Annotated in this window: 22 protein-coding genes and 1 pseudogene; 9 read left to right on the forward strand and 14 right to left on the reverse strand. The window is 64.5% G+C overall.

Annotated features, from left to right (window positions below):
• Positions 1-216: 216 nt before the first annotated feature.
• Positions 217-1,608: a serine hydrolase domain-containing protein gene (locus P6U25_RS23135; protein ID WP_407147078.1), complete on the reverse strand. Its 1,392-nt coding sequence runs from the start codon at positions 1,606-1,608 to the stop codon at positions 217-219.
• A 380-nt stretch (positions 1,609-1,988) separates the two neighbouring features.
• Here P6U25_RS23135 and P6U25_RS23140 point away from each other — a divergent pair, with 380 nt between their 5' ends.
• Complete coding sequence (locus P6U25_RS23140) at positions 1,989-2,810, forward strand: phosphotransferase (protein WP_407147079.1); 822 nt, start codon at positions 1,989-1,991, stop codon at positions 2,808-2,810.
• A gap of 17 nt (positions 2,811-2,827) precedes the next feature.
• On the opposite strand, the gene P6U25_RS23145 is transcribed toward P6U25_RS23140, so the two are convergent.
• From P6U25_RS23145 to P6U25_RS23170, 6 genes are all read right to left on the reverse strand, one after another.
• Positions 2,828-3,769, reverse strand: coding sequence for a 3-hydroxybutyryl-CoA dehydrogenase (locus P6U25_RS23145; RefSeq protein WP_407152586.1), 942 nt, complete (start codon positions 3,767-3,769; stop codon positions 2,828-2,830).
• A gap of 32 nt (positions 3,770-3,801) precedes the next feature.
• Positions 3,802-4,893 carry an NAD/NADP octopine/nopaline dehydrogenase family protein gene (locus tag P6U25_RS23150; RefSeq protein WP_407147080.1) on the reverse strand — a complete coding sequence of 364 codons (1,092 nt, stop codon included), beginning with the start codon at positions 4,891-4,893 and terminating at the stop codon, positions 3,802-3,804.
• Positions 4,894-4,915: 22 nt separating this feature from the next.
• A complete protein-coding gene (locus P6U25_RS23155) occupies positions 4,916-5,563 on the reverse strand; it encodes a flavin reductase family protein (RefSeq protein WP_407147081.1) in 648 nt (215 codons plus the stop codon).
• A gap of 9 nt (positions 5,564-5,572) precedes the next feature.
• The gene (locus tag P6U25_RS23160; protein ID WP_407147082.1) at positions 5,573-6,484 is read right to left on the reverse strand and encodes a fumarylacetoacetate hydrolase family protein; all 912 of its coding nucleotides are present in this window, start codon (positions 6,482-6,484) and stop codon (positions 5,573-5,575) included.
• Between the two features lie 241 nt (positions 6,485-6,725).
• The gene (locus P6U25_RS23165; RefSeq protein WP_407147083.1) at positions 6,726-7,853 is read right to left on the reverse strand and encodes a cupin domain-containing protein; all 1,128 of its coding nucleotides are present in this window, start codon (positions 7,851-7,853) and stop codon (positions 6,726-6,728) included.
• A 67-nt stretch (positions 7,854-7,920) separates the two neighbouring features.
• A complete protein-coding gene (locus P6U25_RS23170) occupies positions 7,921-9,096 on the reverse strand; it encodes an acyl-CoA dehydrogenase family protein (RefSeq protein WP_407147084.1) in 1,176 nt (391 codons plus the stop codon).
• 270 nt (positions 9,097-9,366) lie between these two features.
• Here P6U25_RS23170 and P6U25_RS23175 point away from each other — a divergent pair, with 270 nt between their 5' ends.
• From P6U25_RS23175 to P6U25_RS23205, 7 genes are read left to right on the forward strand one after another with little or no spacing between them, the layout of a single operon-like run.
• Entirely contained in the window at positions 9,367-11,529 is a 2,163-nt protein-coding gene (locus tag P6U25_RS23175; RefSeq protein WP_407147085.1) for a thiamine pyrophosphate-dependent enzyme, read from the forward strand.
• Positions 11,526-13,070, forward strand: a complete 1,545-nt coding sequence (locus tag P6U25_RS23180; protein ID WP_407147086.1) for an indolepyruvate oxidoreductase subunit beta family protein — start codon at positions 11,526-11,528, stop codon at positions 13,068-13,070. The genes P6U25_RS23175 and P6U25_RS23180 overlap by 4 nt, the downstream gene beginning before the upstream one ends.
• A gap of 2 nt (positions 13,071-13,072) precedes the next feature.
• Positions 13,073-14,038 carry a PDR/VanB family oxidoreductase gene (locus P6U25_RS23185; protein WP_407147087.1) on the forward strand — a complete coding sequence of 322 codons (966 nt, stop codon included), beginning with the start codon at positions 13,073-13,075 and terminating at the stop codon, positions 14,036-14,038.
• A gap of 11 nt (positions 14,039-14,049) precedes the next feature.
• Positions 14,050-15,363 (forward strand): aromatic ring-hydroxylating dioxygenase subunit alpha, encoded by a 1,314-nt coding sequence (locus tag P6U25_RS23190; protein ID WP_407147088.1) that lies wholly within the window; start codon positions 14,050-14,052, stop codon positions 15,361-15,363.
• Between the two features lie 2 nt (positions 15,364-15,365).
• Entirely contained in the window at positions 15,366-15,878 is a 513-nt protein-coding gene (locus P6U25_RS23195) for an aromatic-ring-hydroxylating dioxygenase subunit beta (RefSeq protein WP_407147089.1), read from the forward strand.
• Positions 15,879-15,884: 6 nt separating this feature from the next.
• Positions 15,885-16,619 (forward strand): SDR family NAD(P)-dependent oxidoreductase, encoded by a 735-nt coding sequence (locus P6U25_RS23200; protein ID WP_407147090.1) that lies wholly within the window; start codon positions 15,885-15,887, stop codon positions 16,617-16,619.
• A gap of 20 nt (positions 16,620-16,639) precedes the next feature.
• A complete protein-coding gene (locus tag P6U25_RS23205; protein ID WP_407147091.1) occupies positions 16,640-17,167 on the forward strand; it encodes a MarR family winged helix-turn-helix transcriptional regulator in 528 nt (175 codons plus the stop codon).
• A gap of 18 nt (positions 17,168-17,185) precedes the next feature.
• On the opposite strand, the gene P6U25_RS23210 is transcribed toward P6U25_RS23205, so the two are convergent.
• The 4 genes from P6U25_RS23210 to P6U25_RS23225 are packed head-to-tail and all read right to left on the reverse strand — an operon-like array spanning position 17,186 to position 22,331.
• Positions 17,186-18,385 carry a M24 family metallopeptidase gene (locus P6U25_RS23210; protein WP_407147092.1) on the reverse strand — a complete coding sequence of 400 codons (1,200 nt, stop codon included), beginning with the start codon at positions 18,383-18,385 and terminating at the stop codon, positions 17,186-17,188.
• A 50-nt stretch (positions 18,386-18,435) separates the two neighbouring features.
• Entirely contained in the window at positions 18,436-19,899 is a 1,464-nt protein-coding gene (locus P6U25_RS23215) for an MFS transporter (RefSeq protein WP_407147093.1), read from the reverse strand.
• Positions 19,900-19,923: 24 nt separating this feature from the next.
• Positions 19,924-20,706, reverse strand: coding sequence for an alpha/beta fold hydrolase (locus P6U25_RS23220; protein WP_407147094.1), 783 nt, complete (start codon positions 20,704-20,706; stop codon positions 19,924-19,926).
• A gap of 2 nt (positions 20,707-20,708) precedes the next feature.
• Positions 20,709-22,331, reverse strand: coding sequence for an FAD-dependent monooxygenase (locus P6U25_RS23225; protein ID WP_407147095.1), 1,623 nt, complete (start codon positions 22,329-22,331; stop codon positions 20,709-20,711).
• Positions 22,332-22,441: 110 nt separating this feature from the next.
• Here P6U25_RS23225 and P6U25_RS23230 point away from each other — a divergent pair, with 110 nt between their 5' ends.
• Complete coding sequence (locus tag P6U25_RS23230; RefSeq protein ID WP_407147096.1) at positions 22,442-23,353, forward strand: LysR family transcriptional regulator; 912 nt, start codon at positions 22,442-22,444, stop codon at positions 23,351-23,353.
• A 219-nt stretch (positions 23,354-23,572) separates the two neighbouring features.
• Here P6U25_RS23230 and P6U25_RS23235 read toward each other — a convergent pair whose 3' ends face one another.
• The 3 genes and pseudogenes from P6U25_RS23235 to P6U25_RS23245 all read right to left on the reverse strand — a co-directional run.
• Complete coding sequence (locus tag P6U25_RS23235; protein WP_407147097.1) at positions 23,573-24,358, reverse strand: SDR family NAD(P)-dependent oxidoreductase; 786 nt, start codon at positions 24,356-24,358, stop codon at positions 23,573-23,575.
• Positions 24,359-24,376: 18 nt separating this feature from the next.
• A complete protein-coding gene (locus P6U25_RS23240; RefSeq protein WP_407147098.1) occupies positions 24,377-25,627 on the reverse strand; it encodes an acetyl-CoA C-acetyltransferase in 1,251 nt (416 codons plus the stop codon).
• Between the two features lie 206 nt (positions 25,628-25,833).
• Positions 25,834-26,118: pseudogene (locus P6U25_RS23245) on the reverse strand (helix-turn-helix domain-containing protein); the annotation flags it as partial.
• Positions 26,119-26,838: the final 720 nt, after the last annotated feature.

Genomic DNA, 26,838 nt, shown 5'->3' on the forward strand with positions numbered 1-26,838 from the left:
ACGAGGCCGAGTATGTGCGCAGCCGCCCAACGCGGCATATGCGATAGTCCTGCCTCCAGGCGGAGGATGTAATCGTCAGTCCGCTTGGGTCGCGAGTCGCTTTGCCCCGGCGCCGATCACGTCGGAAATGTCCCTGTTAGCCGACGTCGAAACAAGCTTTGGAGGCGGTCGAAAAGGGCCAACCAGAGACGTCGCGAGCCGATTGCTGCATGCAGATCACTGAGGCAGCACCACCGCGTCGATTTGCATGACACCAAGCTGGTCGAACAACTCAATCCGTTCACCGTTCAGCACTGGAATGTAGCAGCGACGACTGGCACCCGAGTTCAGGATACAGAGCTTATCCTCCGCGACCGTCCATGTCCCGGCTGCAGGTCCAAGGGACTCTTTCCAGTGCGGATAGGTCATCCGGCCGTCGGGCTCGAATCGCATTGTGAACGGACCATCCCTGAGCTTGGGACCGAAGCTGATCGTCTTGCCCTGCAATTTTGCAGCCAGGGTCTCACCTGTCAGTCGTTCGCCGATCGCTGCCGTGAGCGAGGCATCGGGCCCCGGATCATAGCCCTCGGCCTTCAGGATCAGCCAGAAGAGCCTGGCAAAACTACGCATAGAAGGTTCAGTGTAGGGCGTGTCACGGTCGACACGATGCACCACGACGAGGTCGAGTGCGGGCACGACCAAAGCGTATTGGCCGCCGGCACCTTCGGCCCAAAAGCTGCCCTCGGGCAAAGTCACCGTAGGCGCAACGGCACCGCCCAAAAAACCGGTCCACCAGAGATAGCCATAGCCCGGCCCGAACGCCGCTCTCGAATAGACACGCGTGCTCTCTTCCACCCACTCCCGCGGCACGATCTGGTGTCCGGCCCAATTGCCTTTGTGCAGATAGAGAAGTGCAAAACGCGCCAGGTCTCGTGCGCTCATGCGGATCTCATAGGCGGGGTGGATAGACGCTTCGCCGCGGACGTAGCTGCCGTCCTGTGGCCGGTAGTCCTGCATGCCGATTGCCTTTGCGATCTTCTGGTCGAGCGCCTGGAAGATGCCGGTGCCAGTTGCGTGCTCGTAGATCGTGCCGAGCGCGTTGAAGTCCCAATTGTTGTAATACCAGAAGGTGCCGGGCGGGTGGCTGCCGCGCGGCGGTCGCATCTTGGCATTGTCCGGCGTCTCATAGAGCGCCGCGTGGTAGACCCCAGAACGCGCTTGGAGGAGTTCACGCACCGTCGCGCCCTTCTCGACCCCGGTCAAGCCAGGCGGATTATCGTCGATGCCGAGTTCGCCAAGCGTGCTGTCGAGGTTGATCTGGTGACCCGACACTGCGATGCCGATCAGGGCACTGAGCAGGCTCTTGCGGATTGAAGCGACTTCCATCGGCTTCGTCGTATTGCCCCACTCGGCCACCACCTTTCCGTGCTGAACGATCACAATCGCGCTCGAGCGAATCTGATCCGAAAAGGATCGCGCTTGCGCCAATACGGACTCCGACCAGCCCAATTCTGCAGGAGTGACGCGCTCCCACTTCGCTGCCGGGAAGCCATCTTCAGCCGTGGCAGGCCCGAACCGAACCAAAGCGCCGAGCAGCACGACGGCGAAAACAAGCTGGCGAATACGCATTGGATTCCCACACGCTGCGAGCTTGACCTGATCGCTGCACAATACTCATCAACGGAGCTACAGAACGCCTATTGAAGTATCTTCTTTGGATTCCAGTTAACGCATTCTCGCAGCGACGTCCGTTCAGGGTCAAAAGCTGCCGATAGCGACCGACCTGGAGGGCTTCCGCTTCATCCGGGAGTGCCGACGCTCCCGATGGTCATACAGATGGTCAGCTAGGAGCCAGAACCGGACTTGTCTCACACCGCCGCGAGGCTTCGCGATTCTGGCAAACGCTGTGGCCGGGGACAAGCCACGATCATGGCTGGCAGCCAGGATCGCAGGAGCGTTCTCTTTTGCCCGCCGTCGGTGTTTGGTCGCGACCAGCGGGAGGACGGGCGATGCGGGAATCCCTCGGGGAGAAGATCAATCAGGGCGGCACGGCGGACATCCACGCCTGGGCGCCAGGTCAGGTCGTAAAACTGTTCAAGGAAGGCTTCCCGTCGCGGCTCGGCCAGCAAGAGGCGCGGATGACCCGGGCAGTCTTCGCCGCTGGCGCGCCTGCGCCGGAGGTGTTCGGCGAGGTGACGCTCGACGGACGCTTCGGCATCGTGCTCGGCCGCCTCGACGGGCCGACTCTGCTTGAGCTCACGCGCAGCGGCGCCGTGACGTTCGCCCAGGCGGGCGCAATCATCGCGTCCGTCAGCCTGTCCGTTCACAGGTTGTCGCCGCCGCCGGAGACCTTCCATCTGCGCGGCTGGATGGACACCGCCTTCAGGCGCTCGGGCGACGTCGTGCCCAAGCACATCGCCTCCGGCATCCTCGCGCTGATCGACCGCCTGCAGCAGCCGGGCGACGGGCTGTGCCATGGCGACATCCATCCCAACAACGTGATCATGACGACGGATGGTCCGCGGCTGATCGATTGGACCTTCTCGATCCGCGCGCCTGCGGCCCTCGATCATGGGTTCACTCACGTCAGCCTGACCGAGTTCGCCCTCGACGTCACCGACAATCCGCAGCGGCCGCTTGCGGTCAATGCGGCCGCGCAATCCGAATATGCGCGGCTGTCCGGCACGCCGATAGCGGCGCTGACGCAAGCGATGGAGACCTGGCTGCCGATCGCGATCGTCCGCTACTTCCTGATCATGGGCGGGCCGACAAGTGAGCGATGGCAGCGCATGATGCAACGTGCCGAAGCCGCCCTGCGCCCGCAGGACTGATTCCTTCATCGCGCGCGTTACGCGACAGGATCGCGCGCCAGACCCATCGCCCGCAGCGCCGAGGCAAAGGCCGCGAGGCGCTGCTCGCGATAGGCGGCTTGATCGACGCCGTCGTAGTTCATAAAGCCCTGCCCGGTCTTCATGCCGATGCGTCCCTCACGCATGTTCGACGCGATGATCTCCGGCGCGGCGTAACGGCTATTGCCCAGCGCCTCGACTAGATAGCGGCTGGCGTGATGCAGGATGTCGCCGCCGCCCCAATCGATGAATTCGAGCAGGCCCAGCACGGCGAAGCGGAAGCCGAAGCCATGGATGACGGCCTTGTCGATATCCTCCGCCGAGGCAACGCCCTCCTCTACCATGCGGGCCGCCTCGTTCATCGCCAGCGTCTGGATACGCGGCACGATAAAGCCCGGTCGCGCCGCACAGACCACCGGCACCTTGCCGATGCCTTCGAGCAACTCCTTCATCCGCGCCGTGGTCTCAGGTGCGGTGCGTTTGCCGGGCGACAGCTCGATCAGCGGCACCAGAAAGGCCGGATTGAGCCAGTGCGCGTTGAGGAAGCGACCGGGGTGCTCGATCGATCCGGCGAGGTCATCGACCAGGATCGTCGACGTGGTCGAGGCGATGATCGGACCCTCGCCGGCAAGCCGCGAGGCCTCGGCCAGTGCCGCGCGCTTCAGATCGAGGATCTCCGGCATTCCTTCGAAGATGACGTCGCAACGCGGCAGCGACGCGGCTGCCTCCTGCCGCGACACGATCGTGATCCTCTCGGCGATGGTGGACACAAGCTCCGACGGCAGGAGGTCGATGCGCGAGAGAATATCGAGCGTCGAGCGGATTTCGGCCGTAGCGTCGGCCGCCAGCGTATCAAATGCCGATGCTTCCCGGTCCTTGAAGTCGACCACCACGACCCGGTGCCCGGCGAATGCGAAGACCACCGCAATGCCGCGCCCCATTCGTCCGGCACCGAGGCATCCGATGACTGGCTTCATCGAAAGCCCTCCGCGAGAAGATTTTGCAATGCAGCCCTATCGAGATCTCCAAGGCCGAGAGAAACCAGGGTCCGGCCGGTCGCCATGAAATTCTCGCCGGTCACGGCAGAGCCGATCGCGAGGAACGCCTTCACAAGCGGCGTCTGCACGCCAGCAAGATCGCCCACCGAGGCGAGGAATGACAGACCCAGGCGCAGGTCCTCCAGCATGTAGCGATGCTCGGTCAGAACAAGCCGCTCGGACCAGTCGCCGGAATCGGTGAGCTGCTCATGCGCGTCGCGCGCATACATCCAGGGCTCGCCATCGCGTGAATAGTGGTCAGCGAGCGGAAAATGCGGACCTCGATAGCCAAGCGCCTCGCGGATCGCGATCCGTTCGGCATCAAGCGCGTCGGTGACGCGGCGGATCGCCGGCTGGGTTCCCTCCTTGTGGATATCCCACTTGTCGAAGTGTTCGATCGGACCGGCGTTCATTGTGATCAGCGGCGGATGGATGATCGGGCCGGCATTCATCAGCGCTCCTGAGAGCGCATCGCCGCACGGTTCGATCGCATTCGGAAACGCGCCCTCGATCACACCCAGCGCGTGGCGGGTGAGGCGCGACGGAAACACGCCGGTCGGCAGCCGCGCACCCCGGCCCGAGATGCGAACCGCATAGGGACCCTGCTTGCGCGCAAGCCATGGCAACGTCCCCGTCTCTGCGGTTGCGATCTCTGCCTGGTTGCCGGCATCGCGCGCGGCGCGGGCGAAGATGTAGGAGCCGAAGGTGCCGGGCGGCAGGAACGCGACCTGGCCGCTGCGCAAGTGCGGCGCTGTGAGCTCGGCAATCGCCGGCTGCGCGAACGCGGGCGCCGGACACAGGATGAGATCAGCCGCCTCGACGGCTTCTGCGATCGACGCAGTGATGGCCGCGAGCCTGGCATCGCGGCGGCCCGACCGATCGATGACGGTGATCGTGCCACCCTGGGCCCGATGCGCCTCGACATCTTTCGGATTGCGCCGCCATAGCGTGACGTCGTGCCCGGCCAACGTGAGATCGCCCGCGGCCGCGAACGAACCATTGCCTCCACCCAACACTGCGATCTTCAAGATGCCCTCCCACTTCAAACCGTTACGCAGGCTTCGCTTTGAGTTGCTGTTCCTGCCAAGCCGCCCAGGTCGGGCGGTCAATCTGGAACAAATCGGTGGAGCGCGCATACCAGCCGCTGCCGTGCATGCGGGCAATCAGGCCCAACGCCTGGGTGTCGATGTGGCAGCGCTCCTTATCCAGGATCACCGCGTCATCGATGTAGGCGCGGACGACGCGGCCGATGACGGCGGTCTGCCGCGGCCCCGTGACCAGCGACGCAAGAACCCGGCATTCGAACGACACGGGCGATTCCGCGATGCGCGGCGGACGCACCGCCTGCGAAGCCGCCGGCGTCAATCCGGCCAGCCGGAGCTCATCGATCTCAGGCGGCGCATCGATGCAGGTGATGTTCATGGCTTCGGCATTGCGCTCGCCGACGAGATTGACGACGAATTCGCCGGTATCGAGAATATTCGCAGCGGTGTCCTTGAAGCCCTCCGCGCCTGCCAGGAGCCCGATCGCGATGGTGGGCGGCTCGTGCCCCATCACGTTGAAGAAGCTGAAGGGAGCGGCATTGATCACGCCGTTCGCGGAGAGCGTGGTGACCCAGGCGATCGGCCGCGGCGTCACCGTGGCCGTCAGAATCTTGTAGCGGTTCTGCGCTTCGAGCGTCTCCATGTCGAAGATCATGGTGACCTCTCAGATCGCCACCACCGGGTGGCGCAGGCGGCCGATGCCCGTCACTTCCGCCTCCACCACATCGCCGGGCCACAGCCACTCCTGCGGGCTCCGCCCGGCGCCGACGCCCTCGGGGGTGCCGGTTGCGATGATGTCGCCCGGCTCGAGGGTCATCGCGGCCGAAATATCCGCGATCAGATGCGGCACCCTGAAGAGCATGTGGCGCGTGTTGGAACGTTGCTTCTCGACCCCGTTCACGGTCAGCCAGAGATCGAGCGCGTGAGGGTCCGCGATTTCGTCCGCGGTGACGATGCATGGCCCGAACGGCGCATAGGTGTCCTGGCCCTTCGAGTAGATCCATTGGCCGGCGCGGCGATTGTCGCGCGCGCTGACGTCGATCATCACGCTGTAGCCGAACACGAAGCCGAGTGCGTCGGCCTCCGTCACGCGGCGCGCGGTCCGCCCCATCACCACCGCAAGCTCGACCTCCCAGTCGAGCTGCCGCGTGATCTCCTTGTTGTGATGGATCGCTTCGCCCGGCCCGATGACGCTGGTCGGCGGCTTCGAGAAGATGATGGGCTGCTTGGGCAGGTCCTTGGCCGTATCGAGGGCGCGCGAGGACTCCGCAACGTGCTCGACATAGTTCAGGCCGATGCCGAAGATGTTCTTGCGGGGACGCGGGATCGGCGCCAGCAGGCGGACATTGGCAAGCGGCAAAGCAGCGCCGACCGGCCAGCCGCCTTTGCCTTCGTCCAAGATCCTCCTGAGCGCTGCCAGCGCCGGTGGTCCTAGATCGATAAAGTCGAGCATCGACGATGGAAGGCAAGCCCCGGCATGCTGCCCTGCCTTCTCGACGTCCACGATGAGATCGTCGACAACCGCGCCGAGACGGGCGGCAGCTTCAACGCCGCTGCGAAAGGTGACGAGACGCACGGATTCTCTCCTAGGACACCAGGGTAATCACATATGACATTTGCGGAGGCTGTCCGCGGGCTCCATTCGCCTCTCCCGCTTGCGGGGGAGGCCGACGCGTGCGCAGCGCGCGGCGGGTGGGGGCTCTTTCCACGATGTGACTCGTGGAGAGAGCCCCCACCCCAGCCCTCCCCCGCAAGCGGGAGAGGGAGCCGACTGCCGATGTCGTTGCCACGCGAATCCCATATGCGATAGCCCTGTCCTAGGACACGAGGGGCTGGCGACCGCCATTGTCGCCGTAGGCTTCCTCACGATAGAGCCCGAGCGCGTGCATGACCGGCAGATCGTTGAAGGTAAAGAGACAGGCGTCTTCGCTGGCGGAGGCGTTCACATGCTCATGCCAGGCCCAGGATGGCACGCAGAAGATGTCCCGCTCCTTCCAGTCGAAACGCTTGCCGTCGATGATCGAATGGCCGCGTCCCTTGGCGACCTGATAGATGAAGCTGCCGGTGTGGCGATGGGCACGCGTGCTTTCACTGGGCCGCAGCATCTGCATCGATGCGCCGATCGTCTGCATGACAGGACCGCCAGTCACCGGATTCACGTAGTTCATGAGAACGCCGTCAAAGAGCGAGCCGTCGGCGGCCTTGGCATAGCGTTGCAGGGCCTCATAGGTGGGGCCCCACTCGTATTTCAGGAGCGGAGAGTATCCCCTCGACCATTCAGCACCCGCCGGACGCAGGCCCGGGTTGCCCCAGGTGTGCGTCATGTCATCGACGGGATAGCCGACACTCTGCTGCAGGTCGGGGTGGACCACGTAGAAATTGGCCTCGAGCGCGTTGACCAGGGGAATATCGAGACCGTCCTGCCAGATGCAGGGCGAGCCGTCGCTGGAGACGCCATGTTCATGCCAGGTACCGTTCGGCGTCAGCACGAAGTCGTTGGCGCCGAGCGTCATCTTGTGACCATCGACGATGGTGTAGGCACCCTCGCCCTCCATGATGAAGCGAAGCGCGGATGCCGAATGGGCGTGGGCGGACGCGACCTCGCCCGGATGCATGACTTGCAGACCCGAATAGAGCCAGCCAACCGCGGCGGCGTGGTCGCGGCGGCCGGGATTATTCAGGTAGATCACGCGCCGTCCGGCCTTCTCCGGCGACACCAGTTCGACGGAGCGCAACACGTGTGCGCGGAGATCCTCATAGCGCCACAGCACCGGAACGGAAGACGATTTGGGCTGCCAGGGCTCGATCTTGTTGGCGACCGTCCACAGCGCCCCGGCGTCCAGCCGTTCGAGCTCGTCATAGTAGGCGAGCAGTTCAGGCGTATCCTCGACATTGGCGCGTCCGGCCACGTCTTCCCGATGGTTTTCGCGCGCTTTCGTACCCATCTCGCCCTCCCGTGCTGGCGCCTGGTCGGTCGCTACGACGTCAATTGGACCCCGACGTGATCGTTGATCAGGCCCCCTTCAGGACGTCGCGTCCAATGATCAGCTTCTGGACTTCGGTCGCGCCTTCATAGATGCGCAAGGCACGTATCTCGCGATAGAGCTGCTCGACGATCTCGCCCGAGCGCACGCCGCGGCCACCGAACATCTGCACCGCGCGGTCGATCACCGTCTGTGCGGTTTCGGTCGCGACCATCTTGGCCATCGCCGCTTCGCGCGTCGTGGACGCCTTCTGCACATCGCGCCGCCAGGCGGCCCGATAGGTCAGAAGCGCGCTGGCATCGACGCCCGCGGCCATGTCGCCGAGCGCTGCCTGTGTCAATTGCTGGTCGCCCAGCACCCCGCCGAACATCCGCCTGCTTTTTGCATGCGCCGTCGCCTCATCGAGCGCGCGACGGGCGAAACCGAGTGCAGCGGCGGCAACGGACGCGCGGAAGATATCGAGCGTGCGCATCGCGATCTTGAAGCCTTCGCCCGGCGAGCCCAGCAGCCGCGCCGCCGGAATCCGGCACCTCTCGAACCGCAGCGTCGCGAGCGGGTGCGGCGCCATCACGTCGATGCGATCGGCGATCGAAAAGCCGGGATCATCAGGCAGAACCACGAAAGCCGAAATGCCGCGCGCGCCCGGCGCCTCGCCGGTTCGCGCAAACAACGTATAGACGTCGGCAATGCCGCCGTTGGAAATCCAGGTCTTCTCGCCATCCAGGATGTAATGGTCGCCCTCGCGTCTGGCACTGCAGCTCATGGCTGCGACGTCAGAACCTGCCTCCTTCTCCGACAAGGCAAAGGCCGCCACCCATTCGCCGCGGCGCGCCTTCGGCAGCACCAGCGCGCGCAACTCGGGTGAACCTGATATCGCCACCGCGCCCGTGCCAAGCCCCTGCATCGCAAAGGCAAAATCGGCAAGCCCGCTGTGCCAGGCCAACGTCTCGCGGGCGAGGCAGATCATCCGGGAATCGATCACGGCATCGACCTGATCGCCGGCGACCGATGCTTCGAGCAGGCCTGCGGCGCCGAGCCTGCGAACCAGGGAACGGCAGGTTCCGTCGACGTCATGACCATGGGTATCGCCGAGATCGGCGGCAAACGCATCGAGCGCGGCTGCATAATCGCGGTGGCGGGACTCGAAGAACGGCCACGCGAGGTGTTCGCGCGACGGCCCGCGTGGTGGCGAAACCGGGGTCATGTGACTCTCCCGCAAAGGCCCGCACGCCGCCAAACGCAACGCGCGTCAATAATGTTTCACCATTAAAATATCATGTCAAGCAGTGCCGATCGGACCACAGAGCCACGGCATCACGCACAAAGCCTGCGAAACAAGCCTGCAATGCATACAGATCGATATCTTTCTGCTCTCCCCGCATCGAAGCCGGCGAGTCCAATTGACATCATTTTTGTTTGATGACTAAACTATATTCAGTCTTGCGGAACACCGCAGACGGCCGAGGAGACGAGCATGGCAGAACGCTCTTTCGCGCGCGAGGTGCAAGACCTCAAGCTCGGCGCCGGCCAGGAATTTCGCGGCGAAGGCATCCTCGCCATCACCAAGGCCTTGCTCGAATGCGGCGTCAGCTATGTCGCCGGCTACCAGGGCGCCCCCATCTCGCATCTGATGGACGTGCTCTCCGACGCGCAGGACATTCTGTCCGATCTCGGCGTGCATTTCGAATCCAGTGCCAGCGAGGCAACCGCGGCGGCGACGCTGGCCGCATCGGTGATGTACCCGATCCGCGGCGCGGTCACCTTCAAGGCTCCGGTCGGCATCAATGTCGCGTCCGATGCCCTCGCCAACCTCACCTCGGGCGGCGTCACCGGCGGCGCGCTGATCATCATCGGCGAGGATTACGGCGAGGGCTCCTCCATCATGCAGGAGCGTTCGCACGCCTTCGCCATGAAATCGCAGCTCTGGCTGGTCGATCCGCGGCCCAACGTGGCTTCGATCGTCAAGGCGGTGCGGGACTCCTTTGATCTGTCCGAGGCGTCGAATACGCCGGTGATGCTGGAAGTGCGGATTCGTGCCTGCCATGTGCATGGCCGGTTCGCCACGCGCGACAATGTCAGGCCGAGCTTTCCACTGTCCCGCGCGCTCGATCAGCCGTCACGCGACACCAATCGCATCGTGCTGCCGCCGGCCTCGTTCCTGCACGAAAAAGAGAAGATCGAGAAGCGCTGGCCTGCGGCGATCGAATTCATCCACGCTCGCGGCATGAACGAGACCTTCAATGGCGATATCGACGATATCGGCATCATCATGCAGGGCGGCATGTACAACGGCGTCGTTACGGCGCTGCGCGAGGCCGGGCTCGCCGATGTCTGGGGCGAAACGCGCGTGCCGCTCTATGTGATGAACGTGACCTACCCGATCGTCGACCGCGAGGTGATCGACTTCTGCCGCGGCAAGAAGGCCGTGTTGATGGTCGAGGAGGGCCAGCCCGAATTCATCGAACAGGCACTGCACAAGATCCTGCGCAATGCGGACATTCCGGCGAAGCTGCACGGGAAAGACCTATTCCCGATGGCCGGCGAGTACACCGCGCAAGTGATGAGCGAGGCGATCGGCGCCTTCATCCGCCGCTGGCGCCCGGATGCGCTGCCCGATTCCGCGCGCGCGCCGAACACTGACCGCGTCGAGATCGACGACAAGATCCGCGCGCTCGCCGACGTGGTGCCGCCGCGGCCACCGGGCTTCTGCACCGGCTGTCCGGAGCGGCCGATCTTTTCCGCGATGAAGCTGGTGGAAAAGGAGCTCGGCCCGCACCATGTCGCCGCCGACATCGGCTGCCACCTGTTTTCGATCCTGCCCCCATTCAACATCGGTGCCACCACGATGGGTTATGGCCTTGGCCCCGCATCGGCCTCGGCCTTCAACGTACCGGCGGGGAAACGCTCGATCTCGATGATGGGCGACGGCGGCTTCTGGCACAACGGGCTGACCAGCGGCGTCGGCAACGCCGTCTTCAACCAGCACGACGGCGTGATCGTCGTGGTCGACAACTACTATTCTGCCGCGACCGGCGGCCAGGACATTCCCTCTTCACGCGCCAACAACCGTTCGCGTTCGACCAAGCATCCGATCGTCGAGGCGGTGAAGGGTGTCGGCGCCACATGGGTGCGCCAGATCGACCGCACCTACGACGTGACGAAAATGCGGGATACGCTGCGCGAGGCGCTGACGACCGAGGAAAAGGGCCCGAAGATCATCGTCGCCTCCTCCGAGTGCATGCTGAACAAGCAGCGACGGGTGAAACCCCTGGCGGCGGCCGCCGCCAAACGCGGCGAGCGGATCGTGCGCGAGCGCTTCGGCGTCGATGAAGATGTCTGTTCCGGAGACCACGCCTGCATCCGACTGTCCGGTTGCCCATCGCTGTCGGTGAAACCGACCAGCGATCCGCTGAAGGATAATCCGGTCGCTGCCGTCGACAACAGTTGCGTCGGCTGCGGTCACTGCGGCGAGGTTGCGGACGCCGCCGTGCTGTGTCCCTCCTTCTATCGCGCCGACATCGTGTCCAACCCGACCGCGTTCGAGATGAGGCTCGACCGTCTCTGGCGGCGATTGATCGGCGCCTTGCAGCGCTGGCGGGCGGGACGGCGCGTCACGTTTGAGCAGGAGGCGGCATGAACGTCTCCGTCGCACCCTCCTCCATCGGCCTCAGCCAGGCGCGCCCGATCAGCGTCGCGGTGCTCGCGATGGGCGGCCAGGGCGGCGGCGTGCTGGTCGACTGGATCGTTGCGCTCGCCGAGCGCCGCGGTTGGTATGCGCAGTCGACGTCGGTGCCTGGCGTCGCGCAGCGTACCGGCGCCACCATCTACTACATCGAGATGATCGCACCCGATGCGAGCAAGCCCGAGCGGCACCCTGTGCTGTCGCTGATGCCGGCGCCAGGCAAGGTCGATGTCGTCATCGGCGCCGAGCTGATGGAAGCCGGCCGCGCCATCCTGCGCGGACTGGTCTCGCCCGACCGAACGCTCTTGATCGGCTCGTCACACCGCTCTCTGGCCGTGATCGAGAAGACCGCGCCCGGTGACGGCACCGCAGATGCGGCGCAGGTTTACGAGGCCGCGAATGTCGCAGCCAATCGCTTCATCGCATTCGACATGGCCGAGATTGCCGATGCCACCGGCAGCGTGGTCTCCGCCGTGCTGTTCGGTGCACTGGCGGGCTCAGCCGCCCTGCCCTTCGCGATCGAGGATTTTGAAGCCACGATCCGAGCCGCGGGTGTCGGTGTCGATGCCAGCCTGCGCGCCTTCGCCGCCGGCCGCGAGCGCGGCGCCGCCGCGCTCAAGCAGGACCCGAAGGTCAAGCCCGCGGCAAAGCCGGCACCCGCAAAGCGCTTTCCGAGGCTCGAGCCGATCGGCCATGCTGACTACGACGCGCTGGTCGCGCGGGCACGGAAGCTGCCCGCCGAGCTGCATGGCATCGTTGCGGCCGGCCTGCAACGCGTCGTCGATTTCCAGGACGTCGCCTACGGCAACGAGTACCTTGATCGATTAGAAGCCCTGCCGCGCGATGCGACCGGCCTGTTGCAGGCCTTTGCCAAGTATCTCGCGGTCGCGATGGCCTATGACGACGTCATTCGCGTCGCCGATCTCAAGACGCGCGCAGGAAGGTTCAACCGGGTGCGTCGCGAGGTACGAGCCGGCGACGATCAAGTCCTCGCCATCACCGAGTTCTTTCATCCGCGGATCGAAGAAATGGCCGGGCTCTTGCCGCAGCGGCTTGGCGAGAGGCTGGAGCGCAGCAAACACCTCGCCCGGCTCATCGACCGTGGACGCAAGCTCCGCACCAGCGCGCCGCCGTCTTTCCTGCTTTTGTACTGCGTTGCCGGCCTGCGCCGCTTCCGCCGCGGCACGCTGCGGCACGCCCGCGAGATGCGCCATCTCGACGCGTGGGCGCAGCGCGTGCACAGATTCGCGGCAAGCGATCCCGCGCTTGCAACTGCCGTCTGTGAAGCCCGCCGTCTCGTCGGCGGCTATTCGGATACGCATACCCGCGGCGAATCCAAATTCGACAAGGTGATGCGCGCGTCCGAGCGCCTGGCCGGCCGGCGCGACGCCGCCGAATGGGTGCAGCGGCTGACTAGGGTCGCGCTGAAGGACGCTGATGGCGCCGAACTCGACGGCGCGCTGCGCACTGTCGAGACGCTGTTCGAGGACGCCTGAGAATGGATCACTTCGAAGTCGTGGTGTCGAAGACCGAGGCGCTCACGCCGCGCATTCGCGAATTCGTGCTCAAGCGCGCCAACGGCGCGCCGATGCCGGGCTGGGCGGCCGGCGCCCATATCGACATCCATCTGCCCGATGTCGGCCGGCGTTCCTATTCGCTGATCGAAACCGGCTCGCCGCGCGCGGCCGCCGAACACCCGACCAGCTATCGCATCGCCGTGCTGCTGGAAAGCAAGAGCCAGGGCGGCTCGACCTATATGCACGGTCTCAAGCTCGGCGATCGCCTGACGATCTCGCCGCCGGCAAACAACTTTCCTCTCGGCACCGCCGCAAGCGAAGTTGTGCTGGTCGCGGGCGGCATTGGCGTCACGCCACTGCTCACGATGGCCTGCGAGCTCAGCGTCGCGAAACGGCCGTTCTCGTTCTACTATGCCGGGCGCAGCCGCGCCGAGCTCGCTTTCCTCGGCGAGATCGAGCGGATCGCAGGCGCCAACGCGAGCATCCACGCCGACGACCAAGCCGGCCGCTTCTTCGATCTCGATGGCTTGATGACGCGGCTCGGCTCCGACGTACCGCTCTACCTCTGCGGACCGCTGCCGATGATCGAAGCAGCGATCGCGCTGGCCAAGCGGTTGAACTGGCCGCCAGGCCGGCTGCATTTCGAGATCTTCTCCGCGCCCGAGGAGAAATCCGGCGACGCCGGCTTCGAGGTCGAGCTGAGGAGCAGCGGCCGCGTCTATGAAATTCCCGCCGGCAAGACCATCCTCGACGTCCTGCTCGAGGCCGGCGAGGATCCGATACACGACTGCAAACGCGGCGATTGCGGGATTTGCCAGACCGCGGTGATCGAGGGCATCCCCGACCATCGCGACTACATCCTGAGCGACAGCGAGCGGGCGTCGAATAAGGTGATGCAAATCTGCATTTCGCGCGCGAAGACCAAGCGACTCGTGCTCGACCTGTGATGGAGGAACGCATGTCCCGGTATGCCGGCAACTCCGCGGCGATCCGCGCTCTGGTCCGCGACCAGGAAGTTCACCGCGATGTCTATGTCAGCGAAGAGGTGTTCCAGCTCGAGATGGAGCACATGTTCCCGAACAGTTGGGTCTATGTCGGCCACGACAGCCAGGTGCCCAACGCCGGCGACTATTTCGGCACGACGATCGGCACGCAGCCGGTTCTGATGGTTCGCCACACCGACGGCACGGTGCACGTGCTGTACAACCGCTGCCCCCACAAGGGCACGCGCATCACCTCAGAGACCTGTGGGAACACCGGAAAGTTCTTCCGCTGTCCCTATCATGCCTGGAGCTTCAAGACCGACGGCTCGCTGCTCGCGATCCCCCTGAAGAAGGGTTACGAGAACACCGGCTTTGAGCAGAGCCAGGCCGCGCGCGGCATGACGCCGGTGCGCCACGTCCGCAACTATCGCGGCTTCGTGTTCGCCAAGATCAACGACGGCGGCCTCGACTTCGAAGAGTTCTTCGGCGACAGCCTGTCCAGCTTCGACAACATGATCGACCGATCGCCGGTCGGGCAGCTCAAGGTCGCCGGCGGTGTGCTGCGCTACATGCACAACTGCAACTGGAAAATGCTGGTCGAGAACCAGACCGACACCTGTCACCCGATGGTGGCACACGAGTCATCCGCCGGAACCGTGGTCGAGGTCTGGAAGAAGGCGCCGCCCGGCACCAAGAAGCCGATGGCGGTCGAGATCATTGCTCCCTTCATGAGCCCGTACGAGTTCTTCGAGAACATGGGCATCCGGATCTGGGACAACGGCCACGGCCATACCGGCGTGCACCACTCGATCCACTCCGACTATTCGGCGGTGCCTGGCTATTTCGAGAAGATGACGGCGGCCTATGGCGAGGAGCGCGCAAAGCTGATCCTCGGTGAGAACAGGCACAACACGGTCTACTTCCCCAACATCATGATCAAGGGGCCGATCCAACTGTTGCGGCAATTCAAGCCGATCGCCGCCAACAAGACGCTGGTCGAGTCTTGGACGTTCCAGCTCGTCGATGCGCCCGACATGCTGCTCGAGCGCACGCTGATGTACAACCGCTTGATCAATGCCCCCACCTCCATCGTCGGCCACGACGATCTCGAAATGTACGAACGCGCACAGGAAGGCTTGCATTCGAACGGCAACGAATGGGTCAATCTTCAGCGCCTCTACAGCCCCGACGAAGCCCGCCAGACCAATGTGGCAGTCAACGGGACCAGTGAGTGGCCGATGCGCCACCAGTTCCGGGCCTGGACCAAGTTCATGACGATGGGGATGTGACCATGACGATCGTTGCCGAAGCCCCGCTCGTGAATGCCGAGCCCACCGATCGCGAACTGATCGACTTCGTGATACGCGAAGCGCGGCTGATCGATCAGCAGCGGTTCGACGAGTGGCTCGCCCTGTACGCCGATGATGCCTTCTACTGGATGCCGCTGGAATGGAATCAAACCGATCCACGGCTAACCTGCTCGCTGATGTATGAGGACAAGCTGTTGCTCTCGATCCGGGTCGAGCGGCTCAAGGGCGCGCGAACCTTCAGCCAAAAGCCGAAGAGCCGCTGCCATCACGTGCTGCAGACGCCGCAGGTCGATGCGCGCGACGTTGCCGCCAACCGCTACGTCACCTGGACCCCCATGCATTATATCGAGACCCGCATGGAGGAGCAGACGCTCTACGCCGCCTGGGCCACACACCATTTGAGCGTCGAAGACGGCAGGCTACGGATCAAGCTCAAGCGCGTCGATCTGATCAATTGCGATGCCGCCTTCGGCAACATCCAGCTCTTCATGTAGGGAACAATGAGCGTGGCCAACTACACGGCAATCGTGACCGGCGGCAATACCGGGATCGGGGCGGCGATCGCGCGTGATTTCCTTGCCGAGGGATATCGGGTGATCTCGCTGTCGCGCCGCAAGCCGGACTGGAGCCATCCGAAGCTCTCCTCGCACGAGGTCGACCTGCTCGATGCGGCGGCGACGCGCCAGGCGGCCGCGGCGATCGCCGCGACGGTTGCGATCACTCATGTCGTGCACAATGCGGGAGCGATCCGGGCCAAGCTGCTAGAAGAGGTCGAGGACGAGGACGTCGGCGCCTTGGCGCAACTGCATTTCGGCGCCGGAATTGCGCTGGCGCAGGCGGCATTGCCCAGCATGAAGCAGGCGCGCTTCGGGCGCATCGTGCTGCTGTCCTCCCGCGCGGCGCTCGGCGCTGTCACCCGCACGGTCTATTCGGCGACCAAGGCCGGTATCATCGGCATGGCGCGGACCTGGGCACTGGAGCTCGCCCCGTTCGGGATCACGGTCAATGTCGTAGCCCCTGGCCCGATCGGAGATACCGAGATGTTCGAGAGCGTGATGTCGCCGGAATCCGAACGCGCCAAGGCGCTGGCGCGCTCGATTCCGCTTGGCCGTCTCGGCAGATCCAGCGACGTTGCGCACGCCGTCCGTTTCTTCAGTTCACCAGATGCCGGCTTCATTACAGGGCAGACGCTCTATGTCTGCGGCGGGGCCAGCATCGGGTCGATCTCCATTTAGCTTCGGTGAGAACGCCAGCCATGGACGCCACGGTCAAACGAAAGGCCCGATCCCCGAAGAATGCGCGCCCGCCGCCGCTGCGGTCGATCGAGTCCGCGCACGAGTCCGATGGCGCGCATCTCGAGCTACGGATCTGGCTCCGACTGCTCGCCTGCGCAACCAGGATCGAAAAGGCGCTGAACGCGCGGCTGCGCAAGGAGTTCAACACCACGCTGGCCCGCTTTGACCTGCTGGCGCAGCTCGAACGCAAGCCCGAAGGTGCGACCATGTCCGAGGTCTCCGATCTCCTGATGGTCTCGAACGGCGCCATCACCGCGCTGGTGCAGAAGCTGGAAGCCGACGGCTTGATCCATCGCGAGGTCGATTCCGAGGATCGGCGCACCTTCCGCTTGCGCCTGTCGCAGGAGGGCGCAAAGGAATTCGGCCGCATGGCGCGTCGCCACGAGGAGTGGGTGATTGCTCTGATCGGAGAGCTGTCGCCCGTCGCGCAGTCCGATCTATTGCAACATCTGACCTTGCTCAAGCGCCGCCTCGACAAGCATACCTGACGACGACCCTGGCCACTTTCAACGGGTCGACGTCCCGCCGAGATTCCAGCCGCGGCCGTTTTCGCCGAACATTTCGTATCCGGTCGCCGTCACCGCGATCGTGTCTTCCAGCTTGATGAAGCCGCGCTCGGGATGCTTCATCGTGGTTTCGACGGAAATGACCATGCCAGGTTCGAGCGGGCGGCCGGCATCGGCCGCATCGTAGCGGACGGGACCCGAGGCGGTCAGCCGCGGCGCTTCGTGGCTGACAAGGCCCATGCCATGAGCCAGGAACTCGGTGTTGTTGCGCTGGCTCGTCCCCTCGAGCGCGCGTTCGGCTGCGGCGTAGATCACGCCGCCCATCGCGCCCGGTTTGATCACCGCGAAAGCCGCTTGCTGCACAGCGTCGATCTCGGCCAACAGGTCCCGCAACTCGGCATCCGGCTCGCCGAGCACAGCCATGCGGGCGAGGTCGCCGATATAGCCGTGATAATTCCCGCCTGAATCAAGCGAGAGCACGTCGCCCTCTTCCCAGCGCTGCTCCGACGGCGCGCGGTTGTGGCTCCTGCCTGCGGCCAGCAGGCAATATTCAAAGGTCAGCCCACGCTTCACCTCGGCGACCCGTAGTGCTTCGAACAACTGCCGCTTGGTGACGCCCGGGCCGTGGTGGGCAATCACATCGAGCATGGCTTCGGTTACGAGTTCGGAGGCGGCGCGCAGCTTGGCGAGTTCGGCGGGCGTCTTCACGGCGCGCAGCCGCTCCAGCGCATACAGCGCGTCCTTGATCTCGCTATTGGGAAACGCGTCCTGCAGCGCCTTGCCCGCATCCATCGGCAGGAAGGCCGTCTCGACGCCGATGCGCTTGGCGGGCACGCCGCTGGCGCGAACCATTTGAACGGCGGTCGCGATCGCATCCAGACTGCCGTGGCCGGAGGTCTTGAGCGTCGGCACCCAGGGACGCACCACCTCCCGCTGATGCGTCTCCAGCCCGTGGCCGACATAGCCGGCCTTGTCAGGCGCACCCTTGGCGTAGATCATCACGGGCAGATAGCGGCTGATGCCGAGCGCATCCATGTAATCGAAGAAGATCGCCCGCTCGACATCGAGCATGTATTGCACATTGTGTTTGGACGTGACGAGCAGCACGTCGAGGCCCGCCTCCTCCATCAGCCGGTCAAGCTTGTCCGTATCGAATGGGATTGCCTGGGAGCCCTGTCCAGTCTGAACGCTGTCCTGCATGACATACTTCCCTGTCTTCCGTGTTTGTCGTGACGGCGCCTTGGCAAAAGCTATGACGGCGTCGGCCGCACCGCAACGCCGACCTCTGCCTCGCGGCCGGGACGGGCGACACCTGTTCCCGCACCTTCATCAGGTTGCGACGCCTCTAACGCGAGCGGGCGGCCATGGGTTTCGACACCAAGCAACGTGAAAGCGAGCCCGATCGCCAGCCCGCAGGCTGCAAGGAACAGGAACGCCGGCGTTACGGCATCGATGGTCGCCTTGGGCGTGATCAGATTCGAGGTGCCGGCAATCAAGGCGAGGCACAAGGGACCCGCGATCTTGCCGACGCCATTGGCGGCCTGCGCGAGCCCGACGCCGCGCGCACTGAGGCGGACGGGAAAGATTTCGGCCGAGTAAGGCGCGATGTTGGAGAAGCCGCCGTCAAAGAACAGCGCTGCCGGGATCAGGAGCACCACGAAGGCAGGATAACCGAACAGCGTCCGGTCGAAGAACAGTCCGGCTGCACCGAGCGACAATGCGATGCCATAGCCCATGATCTCGCCACAGCGCCGGCGGCCGATCCGCTGCGCCAGCACGGAAAAGACGGCACGCCCGATCATGCCGGTGAGCGAGACGATCACGAATAAATGAGCTACCTCGACGGCCGAAACACCCATCAGCAGTGCGACGATCGTTGGCCCCCACAGAAACACGCCGTAATTCGCCGTGCTGGCGCCGAACCAGACGATCAGTGTCAACCAAACCCGTCTCGGTTCCTGTAGCAACTCCGCAAAGCCCGCACTTTGCGCTTTGGCGGTTATCTCGATCGCCGGTGACGACGGCAACGCTTCCGGCGCGACGCGCAGCGCGCGTGCGACGATCCGGCGCGCCTCCGCATCGCGGCCGCGCGACACCAGCCAGCGCACGGATTCCGGCATGATCAGCCCAATCAAGAGCGCCGGCAGTAAGGGCAGGAAACCAAGCGCGGCAAGGCCACGCCAGCCGATCTGGTCCAGCAGGGTCGCGGCCGACAGCGACGCGGCAAGGATGCCGAGCGAGACCGGGATGACGGTCGCGCTGGTGACCAGGGTGCGGTGGCGCGTCGGCGTATACTCCACGATCAACGGCACGGCGACCGAGGCTGCGGCGCCGACGCCAAAGCCGACGAAGAAGCGCAGCACGGCGAACGCGATCCATGCCCCGTCCGGTATCAGCGAGACAGAGCCCGCGCTCAACGCGCAGAGCGTGACACCGGCAACCAGAAGCACCTTGCGGCCGAACCGGTCGGCAAGCGCGCCCCACGCCAGCGATCCCATGATTGCACCGATCCCTGCGCTGAGCAGGATCAACGAGGTCTGCCCGAAAGTGAGCTGCCATTGCGGCGCCAGCACCGCAACCAGGAAGCCGACGACGAAATAGTCGAAGTAGTCGAACACGCTGGTCGAGATGCCGAGCGCGATGCTGATCCAGTAGCGGGCGTCGAGCCGCGCTCCGTCATAGGCTGTGACGAGATCCTCCCCTTCCTTCGCCATGGTCGTCCTCCTCCACGATTTGCTTTAGTTATCGTTTTGCAGAAAGGCTCTCACGTGCGCCGCCATCGTCGCCGGATCCTGAATCGTGCCAACATGGCCGACGCCTTCGACAATGGCGCTGCGCGCGCCCGGAATCTCTCGCGCCAGCGACAGCGTGTGCGCGGGCGGAATCAGGCGGTCCTCGCTTCCCGCCAACACCAGCGTCGGCGCCTTGACGGCACCGAGCGAGATCTCGATCGGCTGTGCCAGCACCGCACCGCGACGTTCTCTTTGTCCGGCGTCACGCTTGTTGCCCGCGAAGAGGGAGAGCGCATCCGGATGAGCCGCAATGTAGCCTGGCGTGAAGAAATATTCGGCGAAGGCCGGCAGACTCTCCGGCAGACGTGCGCGCAGCTCGGCAAACCTCGGAAAGCCTTCCGGGTTGATCGAGGCGACGGGCACACCAACGCGGAAGGTCGAGGCGAGTATCAGGCGATCAATGCGTGCGGGGTGACGAACGGCTGCCACCTGCGCGATGGCGCCGCCGAAGGAGGTGCCGAACACATGTGCGCGCGCATAGCCGAGCACTGCGACCAGCGCGGCGAGGTCGTCGGCAAGCTCACCCAGGCCATAAGGCTCCGGCGGGTTGCGCGTAGCACCGGAATCGCGCTGGTCATAGGCGATGACGGTGAAATGCGGCGCAAGCACCGCCGCAAACGCGTCGAACATGGAATGATCGGCCTCCGCGCCATGCAGCAGGAATAGCGGTGGCCCCTCGCCGCGGCGCTTGAAGCTGATCGAGATGCCGTTGGCTTCAACTGTCTCCATGGCTAGTGCAACACGGATTGCAGAGCGCCGGCGAGCTCGCGTGCGGGATCCTGCGGGATGTAGGGCATGCGCCAGGCCACATGACCGTCCGGCCGGACCAGCGCGGCGCCGCGCAGGCCCATCTGGATGCCGTCCGATTGATGCGCGTTCGGGAGTTGCTGCAGGTTGAGCGGGATGCCAAGCCTGTCGGAAACCGCGCGGCCGGCCTCCAGCCAGTCGCCGCCTTGCGGGCCGGTGACGACAGTGAACTCCTTGTCGAACCAGTCGAGCGTCGAGCGCTTGCGCGCCATGTCCAGCCACAAATGCGGAAAGCGTCCGCCCGGGCGGTCCGATGGGAAATAGGTCCGGGTCAGGTGGCCGCCGCGTGGCGTGCCGTCGGGGATCACGGCGCCCTCCTCGTAGGAGAAGCCGAGCGCCTGGCCGATCGAGTGCAGATGGTTGTCGAGGTCATTGACCCAGAAGCGGATGCGGTCCTCATTGCCGGAACGCACGGCCTCGTCGAGACGGCGGAATCGGATCATGTTGCCGTAACTAAAATCAGCGTTCGACTGCGCGACCGGCCGGCGCTCGACGTCATAGCTCTCGAGCAGCCGCTCCGAGGCCGCCCCGCGCAACACATAGGCGAGCTTCCAGGCGAGGTTATGTGCGTCCTGCACGCCCGAGTTCAGCCCGAAGCCGCCGGTCGGCGGAAAGCGATGCGCGGCGTCGCCGACCACGAACACGCGGCCCTTGCGGAACTGCGCGGCAACCTGCTTGCTCATCCGCCAGATCGAGCGGTTGAGCAGCGTCACGTCGAGGTCGGGGACGCCGGCGTGGGTCCGGATGATCTCGATGGTCTCGGCATCCGTCCACGGCCGCGGCCGCTCATCCTTCTCCTCGCCGATCTGGATCACCGACAACCAACGGTCGCGGCCGTTGGTGTTGAGAATGCCGGCTCGCCGCGGCATGCCCGGCTTGTCGCTATAGACCTGATAACCGGCGGCCTCGCGCGTGATCGGAAAACGCGAGAGGTCGCCGCGCCAATATTCGTTCAACATCACCGCAAGCGTCGCCGGGCCCACCATGTCGATGCCGGCGCGGCGCCGGGTCTGGCTGCCGGCACCGTCGCAGGCAAGAAGATATCTGGCGTGCCAACGCTCGCTGCGACCGGTCTCCACCGAGCGGATCTCGCAGACAACGCCGTCTTCGGCCTCCTCGAAGCCAACGAATTCGGTCGAGAAATGCACCTGCACGAGGTTCGAATGCTCGATGACCTTGTAGATCTCCTCCTCGACCGCATCCTGCGCGACCAGCGATTTCCACGCCGGGGTCTGGCCGAGATTGGGCTCAGGCCGCGAGCGGCTGATCTCGCGGCCGGCGATGCTTTCAACCTGCACGAACATGTCGGACGAATCCTGCAAGCCACGATCGCGGATCGCCTGCTCAATGCCCCATTGGCGGAAAATCTCCATGGTGCGGACCCAGCAGCCGCGCGACTTCGGGTGATCGGTTGTGGTCGGGCTCTTCTCGACGATGATGGCGTCGATGCCGAAGCGGTCGAGCAGCAGCCCCATCGCGAGCCCAACCGGTCCGCCACCGACGATCATGATCGATGTCCGGCGCGGCGTCTCGACAGACGTGCCCATGTGCGTTTCCTTCCCGTTGCGCGTTGTTGGCCCACAGGATGCGCTGCTTTTGACATCTCGCAAGAATATGTTTGATATGCTCTCCATCTCATTCCGAGATGGAGGCGGCGATGGACCTGCGTCAGCTTCGCTATTTCATCGGTGTCGCCGAGCGCGGCGGCTTTGGCGCCGCCGCCAGCGCGCTGAACGTGGCGCAGTCCGCGCTCAGCCGTCATGTCAAGGAGTTGGAAATTGAGCTGGGCGGCGCGCTGCTCACGCGCACCGCGCGCGGTGTCGCAGTGACGGAGTCCGGCAAGGTGCTGCTGGAGCGCGGGCGGTGGCTGCTCGGCTTGGTCGACGACGTCAAGGCGGAAGTGCGCACCGAGAACCGCGAGCCGAGCGGCACCGTGCGGCTGGGCGCGCCGTCGAGCGTTGCGGAGATCTTCTACCCGCCACTTGCCCGCCTCGTTGCCGATCGCTTTCCCCGGGTCCAGCTCGAACTCGGCGAAGCTCTGACCGAGCTTGCCTGCGACCGCCTGCTGCGCGGCCAGCTCGATCTCGCGATCGTCACGGCGCCGCAACCGAACGACCATCTAGCCTATGAGACGCTGGTGGTGGAGCAGGTGTTTCTGATCGGCCCGCCACGCGATCCCCCGCTCAAGCGCGGCAGGATGACAGTCAATGACGTGAAGCGCCTGCCGCGTGCCATCCTCCCGTTGAGCCGCACGCCGTTCCCCGCGGAAGTCCCCTCGTTCGTGCGGGTGGAGAGCAGCACGCCGATGAAACGCATCGTCGCGTCCGGTCTTGGCTACGCACTATTGCCGTACTCCGGCATCTCCCAGGAGATTGCCGCCGGTCAGCTCTCCGCGGCGCTTTTGCCCTGGATGCGCGCCGAACGGGTGCTCGCTCTGCCGCGCGGCCGCCCCATCAGCAGAGCAACGCGCGAAACTACGACCCTGCTCAAGGAAATCTGCGGCGACCTGATCCGGGATGGAGTCATCCGGACTGCGCAGCGCGCGATCGCGCGCAAGAGGACGACCTGATGGGCCGTCCCCGAAGCGACGCATCCCGTCGGTCGCAGCAACCGGGCTAGTCCCGAAGGCTCTGGATGCCTGTCGGCGCGCGGAGCGGCGATAACGCAAAAATCCAGAGCGCCGGTTCTGATGCGATCAAAACCGACGCTCCAGTATCGAAGCGGTCGATGCTCTACTTGCCTTTCCAGTTCGGTGCGCGCTTTTCCGCAAAAGCAGCCGCTGTCCAATTCAGCGCGGTGCCATCCGGATGGCGCCGTCCAGCCGGACGTCCTCGCCGTTGAAATAACCGTTCTCGATCATCGTGAGGGCGAGATGCGCGTACTCGTGGGCGCGGCCAAGCCGCTTGGGGAACGGCACGGAAGCGCGTAGTCCGGCCTTCACATTCTCCGGCGCACGCGCCAGCAAGGGCGTGTCGAAGATGCCGGGCAGGATGGTGTTCACGCGGATGTTCTCGCCGGACAGGTCGCGAGCAATCGGAAGGGTCATGCCCACGACCCCGGCCTTTGACGCCGTATAGGCAACCTGCCCCATCTGCCCGTCTTCCGCCGCGACCGAAGCCGTGTTCACGATCACGCCGCGGTCACCATCCTCCTGGGGTGGCAGGCTCAGCATGCCCGCGGCGGACTTGGTGATGCAGCGGAATGTCCCGACCAGATTGACCTCGATGATCCGGTAGAAATTATCCAACGGATATTCCCGGATCGAACCATCCTCTTTCGAGCGGCTTGCCGTCTTGGTCGCGCCGCCGCCGACGCCTGCGCAATTCACCAGGATGCGCTCCTGGCCGTGAGCCGCGCGGGCCTTGGCGAAGCCGGCCACGACGGACTCTTCGTTTGCGACATTCACCTCGCAATAGATGCCGCCAATTTCCTTGGCGACTGCTTCGCCAAGTTCGCGATTGAGATCGAACAGCGCGACCTTGACGCCCTTGGCGGCAAGCGCGCGCGCCGTCGCGGCGCCAAGACCCGAGGCTCCGCCCGTGACAACGGCAGCGACCGAGGAATCGAGCTTCATTGCAGTATCCTTTCGAGGTCAGATGCGTTCGATGATGATGGCGGGCGCCATTCCGCCGGCGGCACACATGGTGACAAGGCCGTAGCGTCCGCCGCTGCGCTCGAGCTCGTCGAGCGCGGTGCCGATCAGGATCGATCCGGTCGCGCCGATAGGATGGCCGAGCGCGATGGCACCGCCGTTGATGTTGACCTTTGCCCGATCCAGCTCGAGATCGCGAATGAACTTCTCGGCGACCACCGCGAAGGCCTCGTTGATCTCCCAGACATCGATGTCGTCCTTGGTCAGGCCGGCCTTGGCGAGAACCTTCTTTGCCGCAGGAACGGGAGCGTTCAGCATCAGCGTCGGGTCGTCACCCTGATTGGCATAGGCCACGATCCGGCCGCGCGGCTTGAGACCGTGTTTCTCGGCATATTGCTTTGAGGTGATCAGGACGGCGGCTGCGCCGTCCACCACGCCGGAGCTGTTGCCGGCGTGATGCACGCCCTTCCACTCGAGGCCCGGATAGCGGCGCTGGATCTGCTTCTTGAATGTCGTGCCGTTGCCGAGATCGAAATCGGCAAGCTGCTCGAAGCTGGGCTTCAGCGCGGCGAGTCCTTCGGCCGTCGTCTCAGGGCGTGGAAACTCCTCGCGATTGAGGGCGACGCTGCCGTCGTCGTTGTAGACCGGGACCACCGACTTGGCGAAGCGGCCTTCATCGATTGCCCTCTTGGCCCGCTGCTGGCTGACCAGCGCCAACGCATCGCAGGCCTCCCGGCTGATGCCCTCGCGGGTGGCAATGGCGTCGCCGCATACGCCCTGGTGAGACTGCGGGTGAATGGCGTCAAGCGCCGCGTTGCCCGCGCCCATCATCCGCGCCGGCTGTCCCGCCTTGGACCGCTCCGCTGCCAGAGTCTGTTGATAGCTCATCATCTCGGTGCCGCCCGCGATGACGCAATCCTCCATTCCCGACATCACCGAAGCAGCCGCAAGGTTCACCGATGTGATGCCGCCGCCGCAGAAGCGATCCAGCGTCGTCCCGCTGGCATTGATGTCGTAGCCGGCCGCAAGTGCCGACATCCGTCCAAGATCACCGCCCTGCTTGCCCTCCTGGGTCGATGTCGACCAGATGATGTCATCGACCGTCGACGTATCGAGCTTGTTGCGATCCTTGAGCGCCTTGAGCACCGTCGCGGCCAAATGCTGCGGGTGCAGATGCGACAGCGCTCCCTTGCCCGGCTTGCCGATGCCTCGTGGCGTGCGAACGGCGTCAATGATGTATGCTTCGGACATACGTTCCCCTTGGTTTCGAATGTTATTGTTTCATTGAGTAGTGACGATGGTTCTGACCATACGATGCGTCGGTCCACGCTGGACCAGCGCTGCGCTGATCTTCAAAATGCTCAAAGCGCGAGTTGATCCCTCGCCACATGGGCGCTCGCGCTGCCGTGGAGCTCCTGCTCTTCGATACAAACCGCCTTGTCGCAGCTTTCCGCAAACAGCGAGGTGCCGAGCGCGATGGCATGGGGGCCCAGAGCATATTTCTGCTCTTGCGGCAGGTAGATCAGTTGGCCGATCCGGGTGAGGGTCAACATGAGGCGAGAGACCGTCGACCGAGGAAGGCCGCATCGGTCGGCGATTTCCCGATTGCCCAGGCGCATGCTTCGACCTTCGAAACAGCGCAAGATGTCGAATGCGCGCGATACGACCTGTATCACTTGCCTGTCTTCCGCGCCGGTCGAAGACCCGTCGTGCGCCATCAGTTTCTCAGATCGACGTCCCATCGCTTACGCTCCCAAACAACCCAGTCCCACTTTTGTACGCGTGAACGGATTCCATCCCGGTTGGTGCAAGCCCGCCGCTTGACCTTGATTTCACCTGGTTGAAGACCCGGTTCTCACGGGCTCCATCCACACCGGACTCGAAGCGGCCGAGAGCGGCTTTGTCAGACCAGCTTCTTTGCCGATGCGTTCATTCTCAGGGCTTGCGCCGAGCCTTAATTAGTTGATTAATTAGTTAATCAGGTGATTAAAGTGGCCGGCGTCCCGTGTCAACTGCACTTGCAGCAGACCCGACACGCCCCGGCCGGGGGTCTGTCACCCGGTTGCCTCGCTCGGGCACGGCTTGTCAGATCAACGCTTGGGTTCCCATCGCGGATGACATCTCTCGCGGCGCTAAATGGGCGACCGAACCGGTCGCCCCGACCGGCGGAACCGTGTCCATTCAGCACATCAATGGGAAGCCAGCGATCGCTCGACGAAGGTCGGCCATCCGGGCATGGATCAGGCTTGGTGGGAAGCACGACGTGATCAGGGAGCGAAAGGCCGCCATTGGACGGTCTTCGCTTCTCATCAGGATCCGCGTTGCATTGGCCAGGTCACGCCGCCGCCGATCCGGCGGGCATCGTTGCCCGCAACCGGGACTCAAGCGTGGCCACGGTCGAGAGCAGTTTGGCTCTGCGCTCCCTGAGGTGCTTCGCGAGCGTAGGGTACGTACAGCTTGTC

The organism is Bradyrhizobium sp. ORS 86, from assembly GCF_045571475.1.
GTDB lineage: Bacteria > Pseudomonadota > Alphaproteobacteria > Rhizobiales > Xanthobacteraceae > Bradyrhizobium.

What these genes read in the sequence shown, in the direction of transcription:
- P6U25_RS23140 (WP_407147079.1), top strand. Translation starts at nt 1,989, where the DNA reads ATGCGGGAATCCCTCGGGGAGAAGATCAATCAGGGCGGCACGGCGGAC.
- P6U25_RS23185 (WP_407147087.1), top strand. Translation starts at nt 13,073, where the DNA reads ATGGATCACTTCGAAGTCGTGGTGTCGAAGACCGAGGCGCTCACGCCG.
- P6U25_RS23240 (WP_407147098.1), bottom strand. Translation starts at nt 25,627, where the DNA reads ATGTCCGAAGCATACATCATTGACGCCGTTCGCACGCCACGAGGCATC.
- P6U25_RS23135 (WP_407147078.1), bottom strand. Translation starts at nt 1,608, where the DNA reads ATGCGTATTCGCCAGCTTGTTTTCGCCGTCGTGCTGCTCGGCGCTTTG.
- P6U25_RS23165 (WP_407147083.1), bottom strand. Translation starts at nt 7,853, where the DNA reads ATGGGTACGAAAGCGCGCGAAAACCATCGGGAAGACGTGGCCGGACGC.
- P6U25_RS23220 (WP_407147094.1), bottom strand. Translation starts at nt 20,706, where the DNA reads ATGGAGACAGTTGAAGCCAACGGCATCTCGATCAGCTTCAAGCGCCGC.
- P6U25_RS23225 (WP_407147095.1), bottom strand. Translation starts at nt 22,331, where the DNA reads ATGGGCACGTCTGTCGAGACGCCGCGCCGGACATCGATCATGATCGTC.
- P6U25_RS23145 (WP_407152586.1), bottom strand. Translation starts at nt 3,769, where the DNA reads ATGGGGCGCGGCATTGCGGTGGTCTTCGCATTCGCCGGGCACCGGGTC.
- P6U25_RS23175 (WP_407147085.1), top strand. Translation starts at nt 9,367, where the DNA reads ATGGCAGAACGCTCTTTCGCGCGCGAGGTGCAAGACCTCAAGCTCGGC.
- P6U25_RS23235 (WP_407147097.1), bottom strand. Translation starts at nt 24,358, where the DNA reads ATGAAGCTCGATTCCTCGGTCGCTGCCGTTGTCACGGGCGGAGCCTCG.
- P6U25_RS23190 (WP_407147088.1), top strand. Translation starts at nt 14,050, where the DNA reads ATGTCCCGGTATGCCGGCAACTCCGCGGCGATCCGCGCTCTGGTCCGC.
- P6U25_RS23230 (WP_407147096.1), top strand. Translation starts at nt 22,442, where the DNA reads ATGGACCTGCGTCAGCTTCGCTATTTCATCGGTGTCGCCGAGCGCGGC.
- P6U25_RS23200 (WP_407147090.1), top strand. Translation starts at nt 15,885, where the DNA reads ATGAGCGTGGCCAACTACACGGCAATCGTGACCGGCGGCAATACCGGG.
- P6U25_RS23205 (WP_407147091.1), top strand. Translation starts at nt 16,640, where the DNA reads ATGGACGCCACGGTCAAACGAAAGGCCCGATCCCCGAAGAATGCGCGC.
- P6U25_RS23215 (WP_407147093.1), bottom strand. Translation starts at nt 19,899, where the DNA reads ATGGCGAAGGAAGGGGAGGATCTCGTCACAGCCTATGACGGAGCGCGG.
- P6U25_RS23155 (WP_407147081.1), bottom strand. Translation starts at nt 5,563, where the DNA reads ATGATCTTCGACATGGAGACGCTCGAAGCGCAGAACCGCTACAAGATT.
- P6U25_RS23210 (WP_407147092.1), bottom strand. Translation starts at nt 18,385, where the DNA reads ATGCAGGACAGCGTTCAGACTGGACAGGGCTCCCAGGCAATCCCATTC.
- P6U25_RS23180 (WP_407147086.1), top strand. Translation starts at nt 11,526, where the DNA reads ATGAACGTCTCCGTCGCACCCTCCTCCATCGGCCTCAGCCAGGCGCGC.
- P6U25_RS23170 (WP_407147084.1), bottom strand. Translation starts at nt 9,096, where the DNA reads ATGACCCCGGTTTCGCCACCACGCGGGCCGTCGCGCGAACACCTCGCG.
- P6U25_RS23195 (WP_407147089.1), top strand. Translation starts at nt 15,366, where the DNA reads ATGACGATCGTTGCCGAAGCCCCGCTCGTGAATGCCGAGCCCACCGAT.